The organism is Streptococcus sp. sy018 (genome assembly GCF_007859185.1).
Lineage (GTDB): Bacteria > Bacillota > Bacilli > Lactobacillales > Streptococcaceae > Streptococcus.
On the sequence record NZ_VOHN01000001.1, the window covers coordinates 302,225 to 324,234 of the forward strand.

At 38.2% G+C, this 22,010-nt stretch carries 18 protein-coding genes; 14 read left to right on the forward strand and 4 right to left on the reverse strand.

Annotation, left to right across the window (positions count from 1 at the left end):
* The first annotated feature begins 181 nt into the window (after positions 1–181).
* From FRX52_RS01480 to ftsY, 10 genes are all read left to right on the forward strand, one after another.
* On the forward strand, positions 182–502 hold the full coding sequence (locus FRX52_RS01480) for a MazG-like protein (RefSeq protein ID WP_146460312.1): 321 nt from the start codon (positions 182–184) through the stop codon (positions 500–502).
* Between the two features lie 14 nt (positions 503–516).
* The gene (gene thrS / locus FRX52_RS01485) at positions 517–2,460 is read left to right on the forward strand and encodes a threonine--tRNA ligase (RefSeq protein ID WP_146538243.1); all 1,944 of its coding nucleotides are present in this window, start codon (positions 517–519) and stop codon (positions 2,458–2,460) included.
* Positions 2,461–2,528: 68 nt separating this feature from the next.
* Positions 2,529–3,545, forward strand: a complete 1,017-nt coding sequence (locus tag FRX52_RS01490) for a DUF3114 domain-containing protein (protein WP_146538244.1) — start codon at positions 2,529–2,531, stop codon at positions 3,543–3,545.
* A gap of 81 nt (positions 3,546–3,626) precedes the next feature.
* Complete coding sequence (gene yycF / locus FRX52_RS01495; RefSeq protein ID WP_146460315.1) at positions 3,627–4,337, forward strand: response regulator YycF; 711 nt, start codon at positions 3,627–3,629, stop codon at positions 4,335–4,337.
* Positions 4,330–5,694: a cell wall metabolism sensor histidine kinase VicK gene (gene vicK / locus FRX52_RS01500; protein ID WP_146460317.1), complete on the forward strand. Its 1,365-nt coding sequence runs from the start codon at positions 4,330–4,332 to the stop codon at positions 5,692–5,694. Before yycF ends, vicK begins: the two co-directional genes overlap by 8 nt.
* The gene (locus FRX52_RS01505; protein WP_146538245.1) at positions 5,694–6,503 is read left to right on the forward strand and encodes an MBL fold metallo-hydrolase; all 810 of its coding nucleotides are present in this window, start codon (positions 5,694–5,696) and stop codon (positions 6,501–6,503) included. The genes vicK and FRX52_RS01505 overlap by 1 nt, the downstream gene beginning before the upstream one ends.
* A gap of 122 nt (positions 6,504–6,625) precedes the next feature.
* Entirely contained in the window at positions 6,626–7,318 is a 693-nt protein-coding gene (rnc, locus tag FRX52_RS01510) for a ribonuclease III (protein WP_146495244.1), read from the forward strand.
* 2 nt (positions 7,319–7,320) lie between these two features.
* Positions 7,321–10,863, forward strand: a complete 3,543-nt coding sequence (gene smc / locus FRX52_RS01515) for a chromosome segregation protein SMC (protein WP_146538246.1) — start codon at positions 7,321–7,323, stop codon at positions 10,861–10,863.
* Positions 10,864–10,876: 13 nt separating this feature from the next.
* A complete protein-coding gene (locus FRX52_RS01520) occupies positions 10,877–11,701 on the forward strand; it encodes a Cof-type HAD-IIB family hydrolase (RefSeq protein WP_146538247.1) in 825 nt (274 codons plus the stop codon).
* Entirely contained in the window at positions 11,701–12,990 is a 1,290-nt protein-coding gene (gene ftsY / locus FRX52_RS01525) for a signal recognition particle-docking protein FtsY (protein ID WP_146538248.1), read from the forward strand. Before FRX52_RS01520 ends, ftsY begins: the two co-directional genes overlap by 1 nt.
* Before the next feature lie 74 nt (positions 12,991–13,064).
* Here ftsY and nrdF read toward each other — a convergent pair whose 3' ends face one another.
* Genes nrdF through nrdH form a run of 4 tightly spaced genes read right to left on the reverse strand, consistent with a single transcriptional unit; the run spans position 13,065 to position 16,776 of the window.
* The gene (gene nrdF / locus FRX52_RS01530; RefSeq protein WP_146495252.1) at positions 13,065–14,024 is read right to left on the reverse strand and encodes a class 1b ribonucleoside-diphosphate reductase subunit beta; all 960 of its coding nucleotides are present in this window, start codon (positions 14,022–14,024) and stop codon (positions 13,065–13,067) included.
* A gap of 13 nt (positions 14,025–14,037) precedes the next feature.
* Positions 14,038–16,197: a class 1b ribonucleoside-diphosphate reductase subunit alpha gene (gene nrdE, locus FRX52_RS01535; protein ID WP_146538249.1), complete on the reverse strand. Its 2,160-nt coding sequence runs from the start codon at positions 16,195–16,197 to the stop codon at positions 14,038–14,040.
* Positions 16,187–16,555, reverse strand: a complete 369-nt coding sequence (gene nrdI, locus FRX52_RS01540; protein WP_261378943.1) for a class Ib ribonucleoside-diphosphate reductase assembly flavoprotein NrdI — start codon at positions 16,553–16,555, stop codon at positions 16,187–16,189. Before nrdI ends, nrdE begins: the two co-directional genes overlap by 11 nt.
* Positions 16,552–16,776 (reverse strand): glutaredoxin-like protein NrdH, encoded by a 225-nt coding sequence (gene nrdH, locus FRX52_RS01545; RefSeq protein WP_146495259.1) that lies wholly within the window; start codon positions 16,774–16,776, stop codon positions 16,552–16,554. Before nrdH ends, nrdI begins: the two co-directional genes overlap by 4 nt.
* Positions 16,777–17,108: 332 nt before the next feature.
* On the opposite strand from nrdH, the gene FRX52_RS01550 reads away from it, so the two are divergent.
* The 4 genes from FRX52_RS01550 (at position 17,109) to FRX52_RS01565 (ending at position 21,998) form a co-directional block, all read left to right on the forward strand.
* A complete protein-coding gene (locus tag FRX52_RS01550) occupies positions 17,109–17,372 on the forward strand; it encodes a phosphocarrier protein HPr (RefSeq protein ID WP_146460337.1) in 264 nt (87 codons plus the stop codon).
* 5 nt (positions 17,373–17,377) lie between these two features.
* The gene (ptsP, locus tag FRX52_RS01555; protein ID WP_146460339.1) at positions 17,378–19,111 is read left to right on the forward strand and encodes a phosphoenolpyruvate--protein phosphotransferase; all 1,734 of its coding nucleotides are present in this window, start codon (positions 17,378–17,380) and stop codon (positions 19,109–19,111) included.
* Between the two features lie 135 nt (positions 19,112–19,246).
* Positions 19,247–20,674, forward strand: coding sequence for an NADP-dependent glyceraldehyde-3-phosphate dehydrogenase (locus tag FRX52_RS01560; protein WP_146538250.1), 1,428 nt, complete (start codon positions 19,247–19,249; stop codon positions 20,672–20,674).
* A gap of 70 nt (positions 20,675–20,744) precedes the next feature.
* Entirely contained in the window at positions 20,745–21,998 is a 1,254-nt protein-coding gene (locus FRX52_RS01565) for a polysaccharide deacetylase family protein (protein ID WP_146538251.1), read from the forward strand.
* Positions 21,999–22,010 lie beyond the last annotated feature (12 nt).

Here is a 22,010-nt window from a genome sequence, read left to right on the forward strand (position 1 = left end):
GAGAGTGACGTAAACCTTAGCGAGTAAATACTCTTCCCTTGATTTTATGCAAACATAAAAGGGTGGTCACCTTATAACCGTTAATGAGGTGTGGACTAAGTTCACACAAATTAAGGTGGAACCACGTTACGACGTCCTTTTTGTAAGGACGTTTTTATTTTATAAAAATAAAGGAGACGATATGGTATCAGATGATTGGATTAAGCGTTGTCAAGCTATTCGTCAAGCCTATCGGCAATTAGAAATACGTCATCATGGTCAGGAATGGTCGATAGAAGAAGATTTACTGGCATTGGGGAATGATATTGGAAACTTAAATCGTTTGGTTATGACACATCAAGGGCGATATTATGATGAAACGCCTTATCAACTAGAACAAAAACTGGTTGAAAATATTTGGTGGTTGATCACCTTGGCTGATCGATTAGATATTGATGTTCAAACAGAAATGGAAACATTTTTGAACGATAAGGAACAGTTACTACAAATTAAAAAAGATTAAGGAGGTATCTATAAATGGTACAAATTACTTTTCCAGATGGAGCGGTTCGTGAGTTTCAATCTGGTGTAACAACGTTTGAGATTGCTCAATCAATTAGTAATTCTCTCGCTAAAAAAGCTCTTGCAGGTAAATTTAATGGTAAGTTGATTGATACCACTCGTGCCATTACAGAAGATGGTAGCTTGGAAATTGTGACGCCAGATCATGAAGACGCATTTGATCTCTTGCGTCATTCAGCAGCTCACTTGTTTGCTCAAGCGGCACGTCGTCACTTCCCAGATATTCACTTAGGGGTTGGACCAGCTATTCAAGACGGTTTCTACTACGATACGGATAATGCAGCAGGGCAAATTTCTAATGAAGACTTACCGATGATTGAGGAAGAAATGCGTAAAATCGTCAAAGAAAACTTCCCAAGTATCCGTAAGGAAGTGTCTAAAGAAGAAGCGCGTGAAATCTTCAAAAATGACCCTTATAAGCTCGAATTGATTGAAGAACATTCAGAAGATAAGGGTGGCTTGACCATTTACAGCCAAGGAGAATACACTGATCTTTGCCGTGGCCCACATGTGCCAACGACAGGTCATATTCAAGTATTCCAACTGTTAAATGTTGCTGGGGCTTACTGGCGTGGTAAGAGTGAAAATCCAATGATGCAACGTGTTTATGGTACAGCTTGGTTTGATAAGAAAGATTTGAAGAAATATATTCAAATGCGTGAAGAAGCCAAGGAACGTGATCATCGTAAACTCGGTAAAGAATTGGATTTGTTCATGGTTAATCCAGAAGTTGGACAAGGTCTGCCATTCTGGTTACCAGATGGGGCGACGATTCGTCGTACAGTTGAGCGTTATATCACAGATAAGGAAATTGCGTCTGGTTACCAACATGTCTATACGCCACCGTTAGCGAACGTTAATCTTTATAAAACTTCTGGTCACTGGGATCATTACCGTGACGATATGTTTCCACCAATGGATATGGGTGAAGGGGAACATCTCGTTTTGCGTCCAATGAACTGCCCACACCATATTCAAGTTTATAAAAACCATGTTCATTCTTACCGTGAGTTGCCGATTCGTATTGCTGAACTTGGGATGATGCACCGTTATGAAAAATCAGGTTCGCTATCTGGTTTGCAACGTGTGCGTGAAATGACCCTTAATGATGGTCACATCTTTGTCACACCAGAGCAAATTCGTGAGGAATTTAAGCGTACTTTGCAACTAATCATTGATGTTTATGCAGACTTCAACTTGACTGATTATTCATTCCGTTTGTCTTATCGTGATCCGGAAGATAAGGAAAAATATTTTGATAATGATGAAATGTGGGAAAATGCTCAAGCCATGTTGAAAGCAGCGATGGATGATATGGCGTTAGACTATTATGAAGCAGAAGGTGAAGCGGCTTTCTATGGACCAAAATTAGATATTCAGGTTAAAACCGCTCTTGGTAATGATGAGACCCTATCAACAATTCAGCTAGATTTCTTGTTACCTGAGAAATTTGAACTATCTTATGTTGGAGCTGATGGTGAAGAACATCGTCCAGTTATGATTCACCGTGGTGTTGTATCGACCATGGAACGTTTTACAGCTTACTTGATTGAAACTTATAAAGGCGCTTTCCCAACTTGGTTGGCACCAACGCAAGTGACTGTGATTCCAATTTCTAATGAAGCTCATGCTGACTATGCTTGGCAAGTGGCTAAGACACTGCAAGATCGTGGTATTCGTGCGGTTGTTGATGAGCGTAATGAAAAAATGCAGTATAAGATTCGTCAAAGTCAAACCAAGAAGATTCCTTACCAGTTGATTGTTGGTGATAAGGAAATGGCGGATCAAGCAGTTAATGTTCGTCGCTATGGTAGCAAGGAAACCCATACAGAAGAATTGGCTGCTTTTGTTGATAATATTTTGGCAGATATTGCTAACTATTCTCGTGTGGTTGACTAGACTTGAAGGAGCTGATTTATCAGCTCCTTTTTCTATGGTATAATAGATAAGATAGAAAGGAGAAGTTTATGTGGCGTTTACTATCAGAAACTGGACTTAACGAGTTTAATCAAAATCATCTGAAAAAGCGTTATGTCTTGGCTCAACAGTTATTGGAACTCTTGGATATGGGCTGGTCTGAAAGTAGCCTAAAAGCTCTTCTTTCATCTAAAAATGAGTTGTTGGATTTAAGGGTGGGAACAGTTGATTTTATGACGATGTGGCAGATAGAAAAAGAAAATCTGTCAGCCAAGGAACTGTTGGTCTTGCTGGTTCGACATCTTCGTTTTCCAGCAGAATTGTCAGGAACTATCTTAGAAAATCAGACGTTAGTCAATCTTTTTTCGATAAATCTAGCTCCCCATGATGCGTTCTGGTGGGACTTGGCTAATTTGGTCAATCAAGCCTTTCCAAATCAGGAGCTAGTTCAAAAAGGTTTGTTGGCCAGGCAGATTCATCAGCTTCGCTATGTTATTTCCAGTCAACAGGCCCAGTATATTCGTCACCATTTTGGTCAATCTCAAAGAACAGATGCCGAGGCTTTGGCGAGCTATCTCAAGACGACTTTTCCTTGGTGGCGACGATTCAGTTATCGCTTGTCTTATTCAGCTCGCTTACATAATAAAATTAAGTTGAGTGATGGTAAGAAGCAGTACCCATCTGGCTATCCCTCAGTCAATATTAAGATACTAATTAACTTTCATACGGAGTTTATCCTTGATAGTCAGGGCAATTTTCTCAATGAAGTGGATACGCAAGCAATCACTGAAAATGGTGTGGTTAATGGGGCTAGTTTTAATTATGGCAGGCCAAATAAACGGCATTGGGAACTCGATGTTAACCCTGTCAGTCCACATGACCCAAACTTTCGTAGGCAAATGAAGAAAGGTTTCAAAGCCCCTAATCGTAGTCGTAAGCGACAAGCAAATTACAGCCATAGTTACTTTAATCCCCAGGGATTTTATGCAGAAAATGGATGTTCTAATTATCAATTAGTGAAACAGGCGACTCGCCATTTTGCCAAGCTCTTACGCAGAAGTAATTGACTACTTAGTTAAATAATAGGTTTCTTGTGGTATTTTTGATATAATGTAAAAAAATAAAATCCAGTAGAAATGAGGATTTAGATGAAAAAGATTCTAATCGTTGATGATGAAAAACCGATTTCGGATATTATTAAGTTTAATTTAACCAAGGAAGGTTATGACACACTGACGGCCTTTGATGGTCGAGAAGCCTTAGAGATTTTTGCAGCTGAAGAACCTGACTTGATTGTGTTGGATTTGATGTTGCCAGAATTGGACGGCTTGGAAGTTGCTAAAGAAGTTAGAAAAACAAGCCATGTGCCAATTATCATGCTATCAGCTAAAGATAGTGAATTTGATAAGGTGATTGGACTGGAAATTGGTGCAGATGATTATGTCACCAAACCTTTCTCTAACCGTGAGTTACTTGCTCGTATCAAGGCACATTTGCGTCGTACAGAAAATATTGAAACAGCGCTTAGTGAAGAACAAGGTGAACTTGGCGTTGACAAGATTACTATAGGCGAGTTAGAGATTATTCCTAATGCCTTTCTTGCACAAAAGCGTGGAGAAGATTTAGAATTGACGCATCGTGAGTTTGAATTGTTGCATCACTTAGCCAACCATATTGGTCAAGTGATGACGCGTGAACATCTTTTAGAAACTGTTTGGGGCTATGATTATTTTGGAGATGTCAGAACCGTTGATGTGACCATTCGTCGTTTGAGAGAAAAATTGGAGGATACGCCTAGCCGTCCTGACTATATTATGACGAGACGGGGTGTAGGCTATTATATGAGAATTCATGAATGATACAAATCTTGTTATTAATAATTTAACGCAGTTTGAACTAGCCTTACTATTTTTACTGAGTTTTGTAGCCTTCTATTTTATTTGGTTGGCTATTAGGGATTATCGCCATGCTCAAAATGTTAAGAGTCTAAATATTAAAGTCAAGCAAATGATTTCTGGAGATTACAGTGATACTTTGCCTAAAATTAAGGGTGATCATGAAATGGTAGATTTAGCCAATCATCTCAATGATTTGTCTAATGTTTTGAGTTATACCCATGACAGTCTGGCTCAAGAACGTAATCGTTTAGCCAGTGTTTTAGCCTATATGACAGATGGTGTTTTAGCCACGAATCGTACTGGTCGTATTATCATGATCAATGCCACAGCCGAAAAATACCTGAATATTTCTCGTGAAAAGGCATTTGATTTGTCGATTTTAGATATTTTAGGTCGTGATAATCCTTATAGTTATCAAGATCTAATCACAAAAACACCAGAAGTGGTTTTAAATAGTCGAGATGAAAATGGCGAATTTATTACTTTACGGATTCGTTTTGCCCTCAATCGTAAGGAAAATGGCTTTGTGTCAGGCTTAATTGCGGTACTACATGATACCACCAATTTGGAAAAAGAAGAACGAGAGCGTCGCATGTTTGTTTCTAATGTTAGTCATGAGTTACGAACCCCTTTAACCTCTGTTAAATCTTACTTAGAAGCCCTAGATGATGGCGCCTTAAATGAACCTGTTGCCCCAGAATTTATCAAGGTTTCCTTAGATGAAACCAATCGGATGATGCGAATGATTTCAGATTTGCTAAACTTGTCACGAATTGATAATAAGGCCAATCAATTAAATGTGGAAATGACCAATTTCACAGCTTTTGTGACAGCTATTCTTAACCGTTTTGAGCAGATAAAAAATCAAAATAATAGTGATGGCAAACGATTTGAAATCATCAGGGATTACCCCTTAAATCCTGCTTGGTTGGAAATTGATACAGATAAGATGACGCAGGTTTTGGATAATTTGCTAAATAATGCCATTAAGTATTCACCAGATGGTGGTCAGATTATTGTCACTATGGCAACCAGTGAAAATCGTCTGATGCTATCAATTACCGATCAAGGCCTGGGCATTCCCAAGAAAGATTTACCATTGATTTTTGATCGCTTTTATCGTGTTGATAAGGCACGCAGTCGTGCTCAAGGTGGGACAGGGCTTGGTTTATCAATTGCTAAAGAAATTATCAAACAACATAAGGGCTTTATTTGGGCTAAAAGTCAAGAAGGAAAGGGCTCTACGTTTAATATTATTCTACCTTATGAAAAAGCACAGACAAGTTTTGAGGAATGGGAGGATGTAGAATTAGACTAATGGAAGAAAAAGGATTTCGTTACAGTATCTTAGCTTCTGGCTCCAGTGGCAATTCTTTTTATTTGGAAAGTTCTCAAAAAAAAATCCTTGTAGATGCGGGTTTGTCAGGTAAGAAAATTAGTCAATTATTGGCAGAAATCGATCGCAAGCCAGAAGATTTAGATGCTATTTTTATTACACATGAGCATAGTGATCACATTCATGGTGTAGGGGTATTGGCTCGTAAATATCATTTAGATATTTATGCCAATCAAAAAACTTGGCAAATTATGGATGAAAATAATATGCTGGGTAAGATTGACCTAGCTCAAAAACACGTCTTTGAACAAGGACAGGTGATCACGTTTGGTGATTTGGACATTGAAAGTTTTGGCGTCAGCCATGATGCAGTAGCCCCACAATTTTATCGCTTTATGAAGGACAATAAATCCTTTGTCATGTTAACCGATACAGGTTATGTTAGTGATCGGATGGCAGATTTACTAACCAATGCAGATGCTTATCTGATTGAGTCTAATCATGATGTTGAAATTTTGCGTGCAGGTTCTTATCCTTGGCGAACCAAACAAAGAATCTTGTCAGACAAGGGCCATTTGTCAAATGAAGATGGGGCAGATAGTATTTTGCGTACCATGGGACAACAGACTAAAAAGATTTATCTGGGACATTTGAGTAAGGAAAATAATATTAAAGAATTGGCTCACATGACCATGAAAACGGCACTGCTACAAGCAGATATTGCAGTTGGTCAAGATGTTAAAATCTATGACACGTCACCTGATTCAGCCAGTCCATTGACCAGAATTTAATAAAAGACTAAAAAAACTAGGACTTATCCTAGTTTTTTCTGACGAATAAATCAATTAGAAGAAGTAATTTTATATGATTTTTGCTATAATGGAAATAATAGGGTATTTAGAAAGGATAAGCTATGAAAGCACTTGAACAAAAAATTGCAGATGATTTTGGTATTGTTTTTTCGGATTTAACCTTACTAGAAACAGCCTTTACTCATACTAGCTACGCCAATGAGCACCGCCTCCTAAAGATTTCACATAATGAACGTTTGGAATTTTTAGGAGACGCTGTTTTACAGTTAATGATTTCCCAGTACCTTTTCAGTAAATATCCCAAAAAACCTGAAGGGGACTTGTCCAAATTGCGTTCAATGATTGTTCGTGAAGAGAGTTTGGCAGGCTTTTCTCGTCAGCTGGGTTTTGCGGATTACATTAAACTCGGAAAAGGAGAAGAACGTTCTGGCGGACGCGATCGTGCGACGATTTTAGGGGACTTATTCGAAGCCTTTTTAGGAGCTGTGTTATTGGATAAGGGAGTGGATGCCGTTGCCCGTTTTATCAATCAAGTGATGATTCCAGAAATTGAACGTGGTAATTTTGAACAGGTTAAGGATTATAAAACCAGTTTACAAGAGTTCCTACAAGCCAAAGGAGAAGTATCCATTGATTATCAAGTGGTTTCAGAAACAGGACCAGCCCATGCCAAGACCTTTGAGGTGACGGTTTGGGTTAATGAAGAACAGATTAGTAGTGGTTCTGGGAAATCTAAAAAATTAGCTGAGCAGGCAGCCGCAAAACAGGCTCTAGCTATCTTGGGACGAGGGTGAGCATGTTTTTAAAAGCAATTGAAATGCAAGGCTTTAAGTCTTTTGCTGACAAGACCAAGATTGAATTTGACCAAGGTGTTACTGCTATTGTCGGACCAAATGGTTCGGGTAAAAGTAACATTACAGAAAGTTTGCGATGGGCCTTAGGTGAATCGAGTGCTAAAAGTTTGCGTGGTGGCAAGATGCCCGATGTGATTTTTGCAGGAACAGAGAATCGTCATGCCTTAAATTATGCTCAAGTCGCTGTGATTTTAGATAACCAAGATGGTTTTATTGCTGATGCTGGTCAAGAAATCCGCATTGAGCGTCAGCTTTATCGTAATGGTGATAGTGACTATCTCATTGATGGTAAAAAGGTTCGTCTGCGTGATATTCATGATCTGTTTATGGATACAGGTCTTGGACGTGATTCTTTTTCCATTATCTCACAAGGACGAGTGGAAGCTATTTTTAATAGCAAGCCCGAAGAACGTCGTGCCATTTTTGAAGAAGCTGCAGGTGTTTTGAAATATAAAACACGGAAAAAAGAAACCGAGCAAAAACTTAACCAAACTCAAGATAATTTGGATCGCTTGGATGATATTATTTATGAATTAGACTTGCAAGTCAAACCACTAGGTAAGCAAGCTGAGGTGGCCAAAGCATTCTTAGGTCTGGATGAAAAGCGTAAACAAGTTCAATTAGATTTATTGGTTGCTGATGTTTCTACTTACAAGCAGGATTTAACTCATACCCAAAGTGAGTTAGAAAAGGTTCAAAATCAGTTAGCCGTTTATTATCAAGAAAGAGAAGAACTAGAGGCTGATTATTCGACAAAGAAAGACAAGCGTCAGTCCCTTTCAAGAAAGCAAGACCAGCTTCAAGATAATTTGGTAGAATTGACACGTCTGACTTCACATTTAGAAGGTCAACTTGATTTGGCTCAATTAGAACAGAGTCAGCAAACCATACAAAAAGAACAACTTCAAGAACAAACAGACAAATTAACGAAACAACAAGGTCAGCTACAAGAACAGATTGATGACAAACGAGCCTTAATTACCAAATTAAAACAAAACTTAACAATTAAGCAAGCTGAATTGCATAAGCTAGTTAACCAACAGGAACAATATGCGATAAGTCCAGATCAATTGATAGAAAATCTGCGGGAAGAGTTTGTTGGTTTACTAGAGAAAGAAGCAGACTTGTCTAATGATTTAACAGCATTGCAAGCTGAAAGGGCTAGTCAAACTCAAATTTCTCAACAAAAATCAGCTGAATTAGATAAATTAAGTCAGGAATTAAAGGAAGTAGAAATTGCGAAAACTAATGCTCAAACTAAGTTAACGAAACAAGAGCACCATTTAACAGAGCTTCGTAATCGTTATCAAGTCTTAACTCAAGAGTTGGATCAAAAAAAAGTATGTTATGAAAAAGAGCAAACTAGCTTTTTTGCTCTCTTAGACCAACTTAAAGCTAAGGAAGCTCGTCAATCAAGTTTGACTAGTATCTTAAAAAATCATAGTAATTTTTATGCAGGAGTTAAGTATGTCTTGCAGCAGGCAGATCGTTTAGGTGGAATTATTGGAGCAGTTAGTGAGCATGTTAGTTTTGAGTTAACTTATCAAACTGCCATAGAAGTTGCCTTGGGAGCTAGTAGCCAGCATATTATTGTGGCTGATGAACAAGCTGCAAAACGCTCTATTGAAGCCTTGAAAACAAGTCGTCAAGGACGAGCTACCTTTTTGCCTTTAACAACGATTAAGGGGAGAAAGCCTGCTCCACAACATGAACAAACCTTACGTCAAAGCCCAGGATTTTTAGGTTTTGCTAATGATTTAGTGGTCTATGAGTCCAATCTAGCCAATATTTTTGCAAATCTTTTAGGGGCAACTGCTATTTTTGAAACGATTGTTCAAGCCAATCAAGCAGCCAGACTTACCCATTATCAAGTGCGTCTAGTAACATTGGATGGCACAGAATTAAGATCTGGCGGTTCTTTTGCTGGGGGGGCGCAGCGTCAAAATAATATGACTTTTATCAAACCAGAATTAGAACAATTAGCCCAAAAAATCAAGCAGCAAAAAGAAGAACTCGTTCTTAAAGAAGAACAATTGAAACAAGCTAAGGAGAACTTGTCAACCTTAACTGAAGAACTTCAACTGATTAAAGAAGAGGGAGAACAAGCACGCTTGGGGCATCAAAAAGCTCAATTGGAGTTAGAGCAGTTCATTAAACGCCATCAAGAACTGACTCAAATTGTGGGTGATGTCGATGCCATTACGAATCAAGATTATTTAGTATCTTTAGAAGAAAAAGAATCATTATTAAAAACTGATTTATCAGAGCTAGCTGAGAGCAAGCAAGCCCTTTCTAGACAATTAGAACAGATTAAAGAAAATCGAAATCATGTGCAAAAACAATTAGATGATCTGACTGAACAAGTGGCAGCAGCAAGACTGGCTGAACGTGATTTGCTCAATACTTTGAGATTTGAACAAGAGGATTATAAACGATTGTTAGCTGATTTGGAGCAAGTGACCACTGAATTATTGAAACTTCAAGGACAACTTAGTGGTAAAACACAAAAACTCAATCCAGAGAAACTAGAGCAGTTAAGAACAGATTTAGATCAGGCTTGTCATCGAAAAGAAGAAACAGAACAAGCAATTATTCGCTTAAAGTTAAATTTAGAAGATTGTGAAGCTAGTTTAGAAGAAGTGGCCGTACAATTAACCAAGATCAATCAACAACATGAAGGGCTAATTCGCCAACAGACGCAATTGGAATTAACCATTGAACATTACTCTGATAAGTTACGTCAACTAGCCAAGAGTTTGGCAGAAGATTATCAAATCAGTTTTGAAGAAGCTCAAAAAATTAGTCAGCCTCTCGATAATGTGGTTGAGGCAAGGCAGATATTGGCTGATTTGATACGACAAATCAAACAGTTAGGCCCAATCAATCTAGAAGCCATTCAACAATTTGAAGAGATTTCTCAACGATTGGCTTTTCTTTCAGAACAAAAAGCTGATTTAATGGAAGCTAAAACCCTATTAACTGATACGATTAAGGAAATGAATGACGAGGTGAAAGAGCGATTCAGAGAGACATTTGAGGCTATTCGCCATAGTTTTCACCAAACCTTTAAGCAGATGTTTGGTGGTGGTCGTAGTGATTTATTACTGACGGAAGACGATTTGCTGACGGCTGGTATTGATATTTCGGTTCAACCACCTGGAAAAAAAATCCAATCACTGAACCTGATGAGTGGTGGTGAGAAAGCACTCACCGCCCTAGCTCTGCTTTTTGCGATTATTCGAGTCAAAACCATTCCTTTTGTTATCTTAGATGAAGTGGAAGCAGCCTTGGATGAGGCTAACGTTAAACGTTTTGGTGACTACCTTAACCGTTTTGACAAATCAAGTCAGTTTATTGTTGTTACTCATCGTAAAGGCACCATGGCTGCAGCAGATAGTATTTATGGGGTTACCATGCAGGAATCGGGTGTTTCCAAGTTAGTTTCTGTCAAACTAACTGAAGCAGAAACGATGATGAGCAAGTAGAAAGGAAGAGAAGATGACAAACATTAAATTATTAGCTTTGGATTTAGATGGCACTCTTTTGACCAGTAAGAAAGAAGTCACTCAAGCTAATCACGAAGCCCTAAAGGCAGCAAGAGAGTTAGGAGTCAAGGTTGTTATCACGACAGGGCGTCCCTTAAAGGCCATCGAACATCTCTTGACTGAACTTGATTTATTGGGGGAAAATGAGTATAGCATTACCTTTAATGGTGGTTTGGTTCAAAGCAATACAGGGAAAATTTTAGCAAAGAGTGGCTTAACAAGAAATGATTTACCCGTTATCTATCAAGCCTTGATGGACTTAGATTTACCTATGGATATTTTAAGTGGTGGCACTGTCTATAGTTTATCTAGTGCCACACGTCAGACACTTTATCCTACGGCAAATCCAATGTTGGAATTTATTTCAATTGAAAGCCTTGCTGATCTACCAGAAGATGTTGTCATTAATAAAGTCGTGTCTGTTTGTGAGCAAAGTGTCTTGGATCAGCAGATTAAGCACTTGCCAGCAGATTTGTCAGAACGATTTGAACTCTTTAAGTCACGCGATATTGTTTTTGAAATCATGCCAAAAGGCATCCATAAAGCAATTGGTTTGGAACATTTAACTAAACATTTAGGTTTAAGTTCCGATCAAGTGATGGCTATGGGGGATGAAGAAAATGATTTGACCATGCTAACCTGGGCAGGTCTAGGAATTGCCATGGCCAATGCTAGTCAAGTAGTTAAGGTTAAAGCCAATCATGTCACAACCAAGACTAATGAAGAATCAGGGGTGGCTGAAGCTGTTGAAACCTATATTTTGAAAGGAAAACAATAATGGGATTATTTGATCGATTATTTGGTAGCAATTATCAAGAAGACGTGCCAAACATGGATGAAACTATCCAAGAGGATGTTGTAGCAGAAACACCAGCGGAAACAGAAGATGTGATGGCCAAGTTGGCCCGTCTACGTCAAGAATTTGCAGAAAAAGAGCAAGAACAAATTCAAGATGATACCAATAGTCTAGTAACAGAAGTAAGTACATCATCTAAGCAAGAAAATTCATCTCAAGAAGCAACAGAAGTGGTTGACGATGAGCTAAGCTCAAGCAAAGCTACGGATAATCAGACAGCACTTGATGTAGTAGAAGAGGATCAACCTAGTGAAGAAAAGCCGTCATTGATAGTGACCGAATCTGAGACAGAAAGTCAAAAGTATGAGCGTACTCTGGCTAAGACTAGGACTGGTTTTGGAGCAAAATTAAATAGTTTTTTTGCTCAATTTCGTCAGGTAGATGAGGAATTTTTTGAGGAACTAGAAGAACTCTTAATTCTTTCAGATGTTGGGGTAAAAGTAGCGACCAATTTAGTAGAGGAGCTACGCTTTGAAGCTAAATTGGAAAAGGCCAAGAAACCAGAAGCTCTACGACGTGTCATTATTGAAAAGTTGGTTGACATCTATGAAAAAGATGGGCAATTTAAGGAAAAAATCAACTTGCAAGAAGGCTTAACCGTCATGATGTTTGTTGGGGTGAATGGGGTCGGAAAAACTACCTCGATAGGTAAATTAGCTTACAAATACCAGGAAGAAGGTAAAAAAGTCATGTTGGTGGCAGCCGATACTTTCCGTGCAGGTGCAGTTGCCCAACTAGTAGAATGGGGGAAACGTGTTAATGTTCCAGTGGTGACAGGAAAAGAAAAATCAGATCCAGCTAGTGTGGTTTATGATGGTATGGAACAAGCCATTGACCAAGACGTTGATATTTTATTGATTGATACTGCAGGACGTTTACAAAACAAGGATAATCTGATGGCAGAATTGGAAAAAATGGGACGAATTATTAAACGTGTTCTTCCAGATGCCCCACATGAAACCCTTTTAGCACTGGATGCGTCAACAGGTCAAAATGCCCTGAGTCAAGCCAAGGAATTTTCAAAAATGACACCTTTGACTGGTTTGATTTTAACCAAGTTAGATGGAACAGCCCGAGGGGGTGTGGTCTTGGCTATTCGCGAAGAATTAGACATTCCAGTTAAATTTATTGGTTTTGGCGAAAAAATTGATGATATTGGGCAATTTAATTCAGAAGAATTTGTGAGAGGTCTGCTTGCAGGCTTAGTATAAACAAAACTCCTTGAATCATTCAAGGAGTTTTGTTGTTTAGAGAAGAAAAGAGCCTTTGTTGGCTCTTTTTAATTTTAATCTAATCCAATCAAATAATCTTCATCTTTCATAGCTTCCACCGTTCCTAGCAGATAGCCATTGCCGACTTGACTAAAGAAATCATGGTTACTGGTTCCTGTTGAGATACCATTCATGACAATCGGATTGACATCATTAGCTGTGTCTGGAAAGAGTGGTTCTTGTCCCAGATTCATGAGAGCTTTATTGGCATTGTAACGCAAGAACGTTTTAACTTCTTCAGTCCAGCCAACAGCATCGTAAAGGTACTCGGTATAATTTGCCTCATTTTCATAAAGGGTATAAAGCAGGTCATACATCCAATTTTTCAGATTTTCTTGTTCTGATTCGCTTAGTTCATTGAAACCAAGTTGGAATTTATAACCGATGTAAGTTCCGTGAACAGATTCATCACGGATAATCAGCTTGATAATCTCAGCCACATTGGGTAATTTATTATTTCCAAGATAGTAAAGGGGAGTGAAAAATCCTGAGTAGAAAAGGAAGGTTTCTAGGAAAACACTGGCAACTTTTTTCTCCAAAGGACTGCCATTTTTGTAAATCTCATTGACAATCTCAGCCTTTTTCTGTAAGAAGGGATTTTCAGCTACCCAAGCAAAGATTTCTTCAATTTCTGACTTGGTGTTAAGGGTCGAGAAGATAGATGAGTAGGACTTGGCATGGACAGATTCCATAAATTCAATGTTATTAAGCACAGCCTCTTCATGTGGGGTTCTGACATCTTTTTTTAGAGCAGACATGCCGCTTTCAGATTGAACCGTATCAAGAAGGGTCAAGCCACCAAAGACTTTTCCAACTAAATCTTTTTCAACCGCTGACAGTTTACGCCAATCATCCAGGTCATTTGATAAAGGAATTCGTGTATCCAACCAAAATTGCTCGGTCAATTTCTCCCAAGTTGATTTATCAACCGAATCTTCAATCTCATTCCAGTTAATTGCATTATAATAGCTCATGACAAACTCCTTTTTAAATGACACAACTTTCACATTGGTTTGATCCGACTTCTTCGCCATCGTCTGTGAAGGTTCTAATATAGTAAATCGATTTAATTCCCTTATTGAACGCGTAATGACGGAGAATAGAAAGATCACGAGTGGTCTGTTTGGTTTCTGTTTTCCATTCATAAAGGTCAAGTGGAATTTCGCTCCGCATAAAGAGTGTCATCGAAAGACCTTGGTCCACATGCTCTGTAGCAGCAGCATAGACATCAATCACTTTACGCATGTCCATATCGTAAGCAGACGTGTAATAAGGAATGGTATCGGTTGAAAGCCCGCTAGCAGGGTAGTAGATTTTACCAATTTTCTTTTCTTGACGTTCTTCAATACGTTGCGTAATCGGATGAATAGACGCAGAACAATCATTGATATAGCTGATTGAGCCGTTAGGAGCCACAGCTAAACGATTTTGATGATAGAGACCGTCAGCCATAATCGCTTTTTTCAGTGCCTGCCAATCTTCAGCCTGTGGGATAAAGTGACCAGAAAAGAGTTCTTTAACTTGGTCAGATTTTGGCACAAATTGACCAGTGATATATTTATCAAAATAACTACCGTCAGCGTAAGCCGATTGCTCAAAATTATTGAAAGTAAGATCACGTTCCTTGGCAATGGCATTAGACTCAACCAAGGTCCAATAATTCAATAACATGAAATAAATATGGGTAAATTCAATTGATTCTGGGCTACCATATTCCATGTGGTGTTGGGCAAAATAACTATGTAGCCCCATTGCACCTAAACCAATAGTATGGGCTTGTTCATTACCATGTTTAATAGTTGGCACGGCTTCGATACTTGATGCGTCAGTGACAAAAGTCAAGGCTCGAGTCATAGTACGCACTGAGCGACCAAAATCAGAAGATGTCATTAGATTTAAGACATTGGTTGAACCAAGGTTACATGAAATATCAGTTCCCATTTTGACAAATTCTTGGGAATCGTTAATTTCGCTCGGTGTTTGTACTTGTAAAATCTCCGAACAGAGATTGCTCATAATGATTTTACCGTCAATGGCACTGGTCTTGTTGGCAGTATCAATATTGATGATATAAGGATAGCCAGATTCTTGTTGTAGTTTAGAAATCTCAGTTTCCAAATCACGCGCCTTGATTTTCGTCTTGTTAATCTTAGGATTGGCAACTAATTCATCATACTTTTCTGTGATGTCAATGTAGCTATATGGCACCCCATATTCACGTTCAATAGAATAAGGACTAAATAGATACATCTCTTCATTTTTACGAGCTAATTCGTAAAATTTATCTGGGACAGTAATGCCCAAAGATAATGTTTTGACACGAATTTTTTCGTCAGCATTTTCCTTTTTGGTTGAAAGGAAGTTAAGAATATCTGGATGAAAGACATCGAGATAGACAACACCAGCTCCTTGTCGTTGACCAAGTTGATTAGAGTAAGAAAAACTATCTTCAAACAATTTCATGACAGGCACGACACCACTAGCTGCACCAGCAAATCCTTTGATCGGCGCACCAGCTTCACGAAGATTGCTAAGAGAAATTCCAACCCCACCACCAATACGAGAAAGTTGCAAAGCCGAGTTGATTGAACGTCCAATTGAGTTCATGTCATCCGTGACTTGAATCAAGAAACAAGACACCAATTCACCACGGCGACTACGACCAGCATTCAAAAAACTTGGTGTTGCCGGTTGATAACGTTGATGAATCATTTCCATCGCCAAGTCACGAGCTAACTCTTCTTGTCCATCAGCAAAATAAAGGGCATTGAACAGCACACGGTCTTCAATGCTTTCTAAATAATAATCACCATCATTTGTTTTTAAAGCATACTGTTGATAAAACTTATAGGCTGCCATAAAGGACTGGAAGCGGAAGTTTTGTTCTTTCAATTCTTGAGCGAGCTTTTCAATAAACTCAGGCTGATATTTTTTGATAAAGCCTTCTTCAAGATAATCATGTGCTAAAAGATAAGTAATTTTCTCAGTCATGCTTGCAAAAGTCATGGTATTTGGTAGAACATTTTCCTTGAAAAATGCTTTCAAGGCTTCCTTATCTTTGTGGAGGGGGATTTGTCCGTTGATGGGACGATTGATTTCATTATTTAATCGAAAATAAGAAACATCAGTAAGGTTTTTAAGACTCATGGGATAATATTCCTTTTACATAATCGACATCTTGCTCGGTACCATTAAATTCAAATTCGTATAAAAGCGGTAGTTGATAGGTTTGAGCATAGCGTCGGGCTGTTTTACAAAAATCGGGACCGAAATTACGATTACCAGAACCAATAACTCCTTTACAATGAAGATAGTTGTCAGCTAAAAACTCATCAACCACTTCAACATCTCCCTGGTCATAACTAGGAACTAAAAGAATAAAGGGAGTATCAACAGTAGGAAGAGGAGTGGTTACACTTAATTCAAGAGCAACTTGCTCCAAGCCTAGCTTTTTGACGAAACGTTGGCACTGGCCTGTCAGTGAATAAAAGACTAACTGCATCATAGTAGAGTTTTTAATTTTTCAGGTTGGAAACCAGAAAAAACAACATCTCCAGATTCGATTACAGGAGCAGCAGTAAAACCTAGACTTTTGACATAGTCAACTTTCTCAGGATGTTCTTCAATATTGATTTCTTCAAAATCAGCTCCAGCTTCTTCAAGAAAACGTTTGGTCATTTTACATTGCATGCAATTATTTTTAGAAAAAACAGTAATTTTAGCCATGTTATTGATTCCTTTCTGTTAGGTGTAATAGCACTTTAATATCATACCTAAAAAAAAAATAAAAATCAACTAGGAAAATTGATGTTTTTGGCTTATCTTGTGGTTGGAGAGATAAACAGGCACAAGATATAGTGTTTTCTCGTTGCTATGCTTATTGCTAGCAAAGGTTATGATTTTTGAAAAAATACCTTGTAAAAGAATGGAAAATATTTCATTTTAAGGTGATAATTTGCTTTTTCTACTTGATAAAAAAATAGCAATGTGCTATAATTTTTTTGTAAGGGTTATCATAGATAATCTGAAATTTTAGTAATAATTAAAGGAGAACCATTATGGCTTCAAAAGATTTCCACATTGTGGCAGAAACAGGTATTCACGCTCGTCCAGCAACTTTGCTTGTTCAAGCAGCTAGCAAATTTGCTTCAGATATTACACTTGATTACAAAGGTAAAGCAGTAAACCTTAAATCAATCATGGGTGTTATGAGTCTTGGTGTTGGTCAAGGTGCAGATGTAACAATTTCAGCTGAAGGTGCAGATGCTGATGAAGCTCTTGTTGCTATCGAAGAAACAATGACAAAAGAAGGTTTGGTATAATCAAAATGACAAATATGCTAAAAGGAATTGCTGCCTCTGATGGTGTTGCTGTTGCTAAGGCATATTTACTGGTTCAACCGGATTTATCATTTGAAACAGTAACTGTTTCAGATACAAGTGCAGAGGAGGCTCGTTTAGATGCAGCTCTTGAAGCTTCACAAAACGAGCTTTCTCTTATCCGTGAAAAAGCAGTAGATAGCCTAGGAGAAGAAGCGGCAGCAGTTTTCGATGCTCACCTGATGGTTCTTGCTGACCCAGAAATGATTGGTCAGATTAAAGAAACGATTCGTGCTAAGCAAGTTAATGCAGAAGCAGGTCTAAAAGAAGTGACGGACATGTTCATCATGATTTTTGAAGGTATGGAAGACAACCCATACATGCAAGAACGTGCTGCAGATATTCGTGATGTGGCAAAACGTGTTCTTTCACATCTTCTTGGTGTTAAATTACCAAATCCAGCAACAATTGCTGAAGAATCGATTGTTATCGCTCATGATTTGACGCCATCAGATACAGCTCAGCTTGATAAGAAATTCGTTAAAGCTTTTGTAACCAATATTGGTGGACGTACAAGTCACTCTGCGATTATGGCTCGTACACTTGAAATTGCAGCGGTACTAGGAACTAACAATATTACTGAACTTGTTAAAGATGGTGATGTTTTGGCGGTTAATGGTATCACTGGTGAAGTGGTTATCAATCCAAGTGAACAAGAAATCGCTGACTTTAAGGCGGCTGGTGAAGCCTATGCTAAACAAAAAGCAGAGTGGGCTCTTTTGAAAGACGCTCAGACTGTTACTGCAGATGGTAAGCACTTTGAGTTGGCAGCAAATATCGGTACACCAAAAGATGTTGAAGGTGTCAATGATAATGGTGCAGAAGCAGTTGGGCTTTACCGTACAGAATTCTTATATATGGATTCTCAAGATTTCCCATCAGAAGATGAGCAGTACGAAGCCTATAAGGCTGTACTTGAAGGCATGAATGGTAAACCTGTCGTTGTTCGTACCATGGATATTGGTGGTGATAAGGAATTACCTTACTTTGACCTACCAAAAGAAATGAACCCATTCCTTGGTTTTCGTGCTCTTCGTATCTCAATTTCTGAAACGGGCGATGCTATGTTCCGTACGCAAATTCGTGCCCTTCTTCGTGCCTCAGTTCATGGTCAATTACGCATCATGTTCCCAATGGTTGCTTTACTGAAAGAATTCCGTGCAGCTAAAGCAGTATTTGATGAAGAAAAAGCTAACTTGCTAGCAGAAGGTGTGGCAGTTGCTGATGATATTCAAGTTGGTATCATGATTGAGATTCCAGCGGCAGCGATGTTAGCTGATCAATTTGCTAAAGAAGTTGATTTCTTCTCAATCGGAACAAACGACTTGATTCAATACACTATGGCTGCTGACCGTATGAATGAACAAGTATCTTATCTATACCAACCTTACAACCCATCAATTCTTCGTTTGATTGACAATGTCATCAAGGCAGCTCACGCTGAAGGTAAATGGGCAGGTATGTGTGGTGAGATGGCAGGTGATCAACAAGCTGTTCCACTTCTTGTTGGTATGGGATTAGATGAGTTCTCGATGAGTGCAACTTCTGTTCTTCGCACACGTAGCTTGATGAAGAAACTTGATACAAGCAAAATGCAAGAATATGCTCGTCGTGCTTTGACTGAATGTTCAACAGCAGAAGAAGTACTTGCTTTGGAAAAAGAATATGTCAATTTTGACTAGTCTTAAATTTATAAAAGTTTAGTTCTCAATTTAGAACTAAACTTTTTTACATTAAATAGGAAACATAATTTTATTTTTTGAAAACAAATCAAAAAAGTTTTATAATGGTAGTAGTATGACTAAAAGGAGACAATGATGTCAAAACAATATAAAAATTATGTCAATGGCGAGTGGAAACTTTCTGAAAATGAAATTGAGATTTTTGCTCCAGCAACCAATGAATCTCTAGGTACAGTTCCTGCTATGAGCCAGACAGAAGTAGATCAAGCTATGGCCAAAGCTCGTGAAGCACTACCAGCTTGGCGTAGTTTATCTTATGTTGAACGAGCAGCCTATCTTCATAAAGTTGCAGATATTTTGGTTCGTGATCAAGAAAAGATTGGTGCAATCTTATCTAAAGAAGTTGCTAAAGGCTACAAGGCAGCTATCAGTGAGGTAGTACGTACGGCTGATATTATTCGTTATGCCGCAGAAGAAGGAGTTCGTCTATCTGGCGAAGTCTTGGAAGGCGGTAGTTTTGAAGCAGCAAGTAAGAAAAAAATTGCTATGGTTCGTCGTGAACCAGTTGGTCTTGTCTTAGCCATCTCACCGTTTAATTATCCTGTTAATTTGGCTGGTTCCAAAATTGCACCGGCTTTGATTGCTGGAAATGTTGTAATGTTCAAACCACCAACACAAGGCTCTATTTCAGGTCTTCTTCTAGCTGAAGCATTTGTTGAAGCTGGTTTACCAGCAGGTGTATTTAACACCATCACAGGTCGTGGGTCAGAAATAGGTGATTATATTGTTGAACACCCAGCAGTTAATTTTATTAACTTTACAGGATCTACCCCAGTTGGTGAGCGAATTGGTCGTTTGGCAGGTATGCGCCCAATCATGCTTGAATTGGGTGGTAAAGACTCTGCCATTGTTTTAGAAGATGCCGATTTGGAATTAGCAGCTAAACACATTGTTTCAGGTGCTTTTGGTTATTCTGGTCAACGTTGTACGGCAGTTAAACGTGTTATGGTTATAGACAGTGTGGCTGACCAATTAGCTTTTCTAATTAAAACAGAAGTGGAACAATTAAGTGTGGGGATGCCAGAAGAAGATGCAGACATCACACCATTGATTGATACGGCTTCTGCTGACTTTATTCAAGGTTTAGTTGAAGATGCAGCCAATAAAGGAGCTAAGGCTCTCACTGAATTTAAACGTGAAGGTAATTTGATTACGCCAGTTTTGTTTGATAACGTTACAAGAGAAATGCGTTTGGCTTGGGAAGAGCCTTTTGGACCAGTATTACCAATCATTCGTGTATCAACTGTTGAAGAGGCTATTGCTTTATCAAATGAATCAGAATATGGGCTACAAGCTTCTGTCTTTACTCAAAACTACCCTCAAGCCTTTGCAATTGCTGAACAACTTGAGGTTGGTACAGTTCATATTAACAATAAAACACAACGTGGAACAGATAATTTTCCATTCCTTGGGGCGAAAAAATCTGGTGCAGGTGTACAAGGAGTCAAGTATTCCATTGAAGCAATGACTCAAGTCAAATCAGTCGTTTTTGATATTCAATAAACTAATGTTTATCATAAGGAAGGAGTTTGACGAATAAAAGAATAAAGAGGATATTTAGAAGGAAAAGTAGATGAAAAAATATTTGGATATGGCTCTTGTGAGTTCTTTAGGTTTATTAGCTGGTTTGCTAATATGGAACGCTGTTTTTACTTGGACAGTTAATTATTCCATTAACCAAGCCGTTAACACGGAAAAAGCTGAAGCAAGTAAAAGTTTACCCATTCAACTTGTTGAACAAAATAAAGACAAAATTAATCCAGTTTATTATCTCAGTCCGACAAAAAAAGGAACCTCTGTTTATCAAACTCTTTTGCTTGATCAAAAAACTTTACCAAATGACAAGAAAAATCCTAAGTTAACCTTGGTTTACCCAGTCGCTAAAGAGACTCAATTAAAAAATGTTAAAGAGTTAACTATTAAACAGGTGAGCTATGATATAGGTGCTTTTGGTGTTAAAAATCGTCAAGAACAAGACTTGGAAACTTATCAAATAAATAGTGAACATGAGATGTTCCAGATTGGTCAACTGTTTACAGATAGTAATAAAGGACTAGAGCGCTTAAATGAAGAATTAGCGACTTTGTATCCAGAAAAAGACATGCAGATTTCGGAAACAGAAGAATTTTCTTATCAGCAAGGGCATTTGATTTTGACAAATGATACTAAAATTCCTTTGAAAAATCTCTATGATGTCATCAATAGTAATTACCTAAATGAAAAAGATTTAGCAGCTTATCAACAATATCAAAAAGAAAATAGAGTATTTACTGAAAAAATTGTTGCTTTAACCTTTGATGATGGACCAAATGCTGAATTGACAGCTAAAACTTTAGACCTTTTAGAAAAATACAAGGCTAAGGCGACCTTTTTCCTTGTTGGTAAAAATATCGCTGGAAATGAACAGCTTCTCAAACGAATGAAAAAATTAGGCAATGAGATTGGTAATCACAGTTGGGATCATAGCAATCTTAGCCAAATGACCTTTGAGCAAATCAAGGCTTCTGTAGATGAAACCAGTAATGCCGTAAAAGATATTGTCGGAGAGGGCACTAAACTCGTCCGCCCGCCTTATGGGGCTGATAATGATCTGGTTAAGGCAGCCTTGAAACTTCCACCAGTGATGTGGACAATCGATACTTACGATTGGCAAAATCGAAATCCGAGCATGATTTTAGAAAATGTAAAAAATGGTTTAGAGCCTGGTAGTGTGATTCTGATGCATGACATTCACCAAACGACCATTGAAGCATTGCCTGCCGTTTTAGATTATTTAACGGAGCAAGGTTATAAATTTGTCACCATAAGTGATTTATATGGTTATTAAAAAAACAATCAT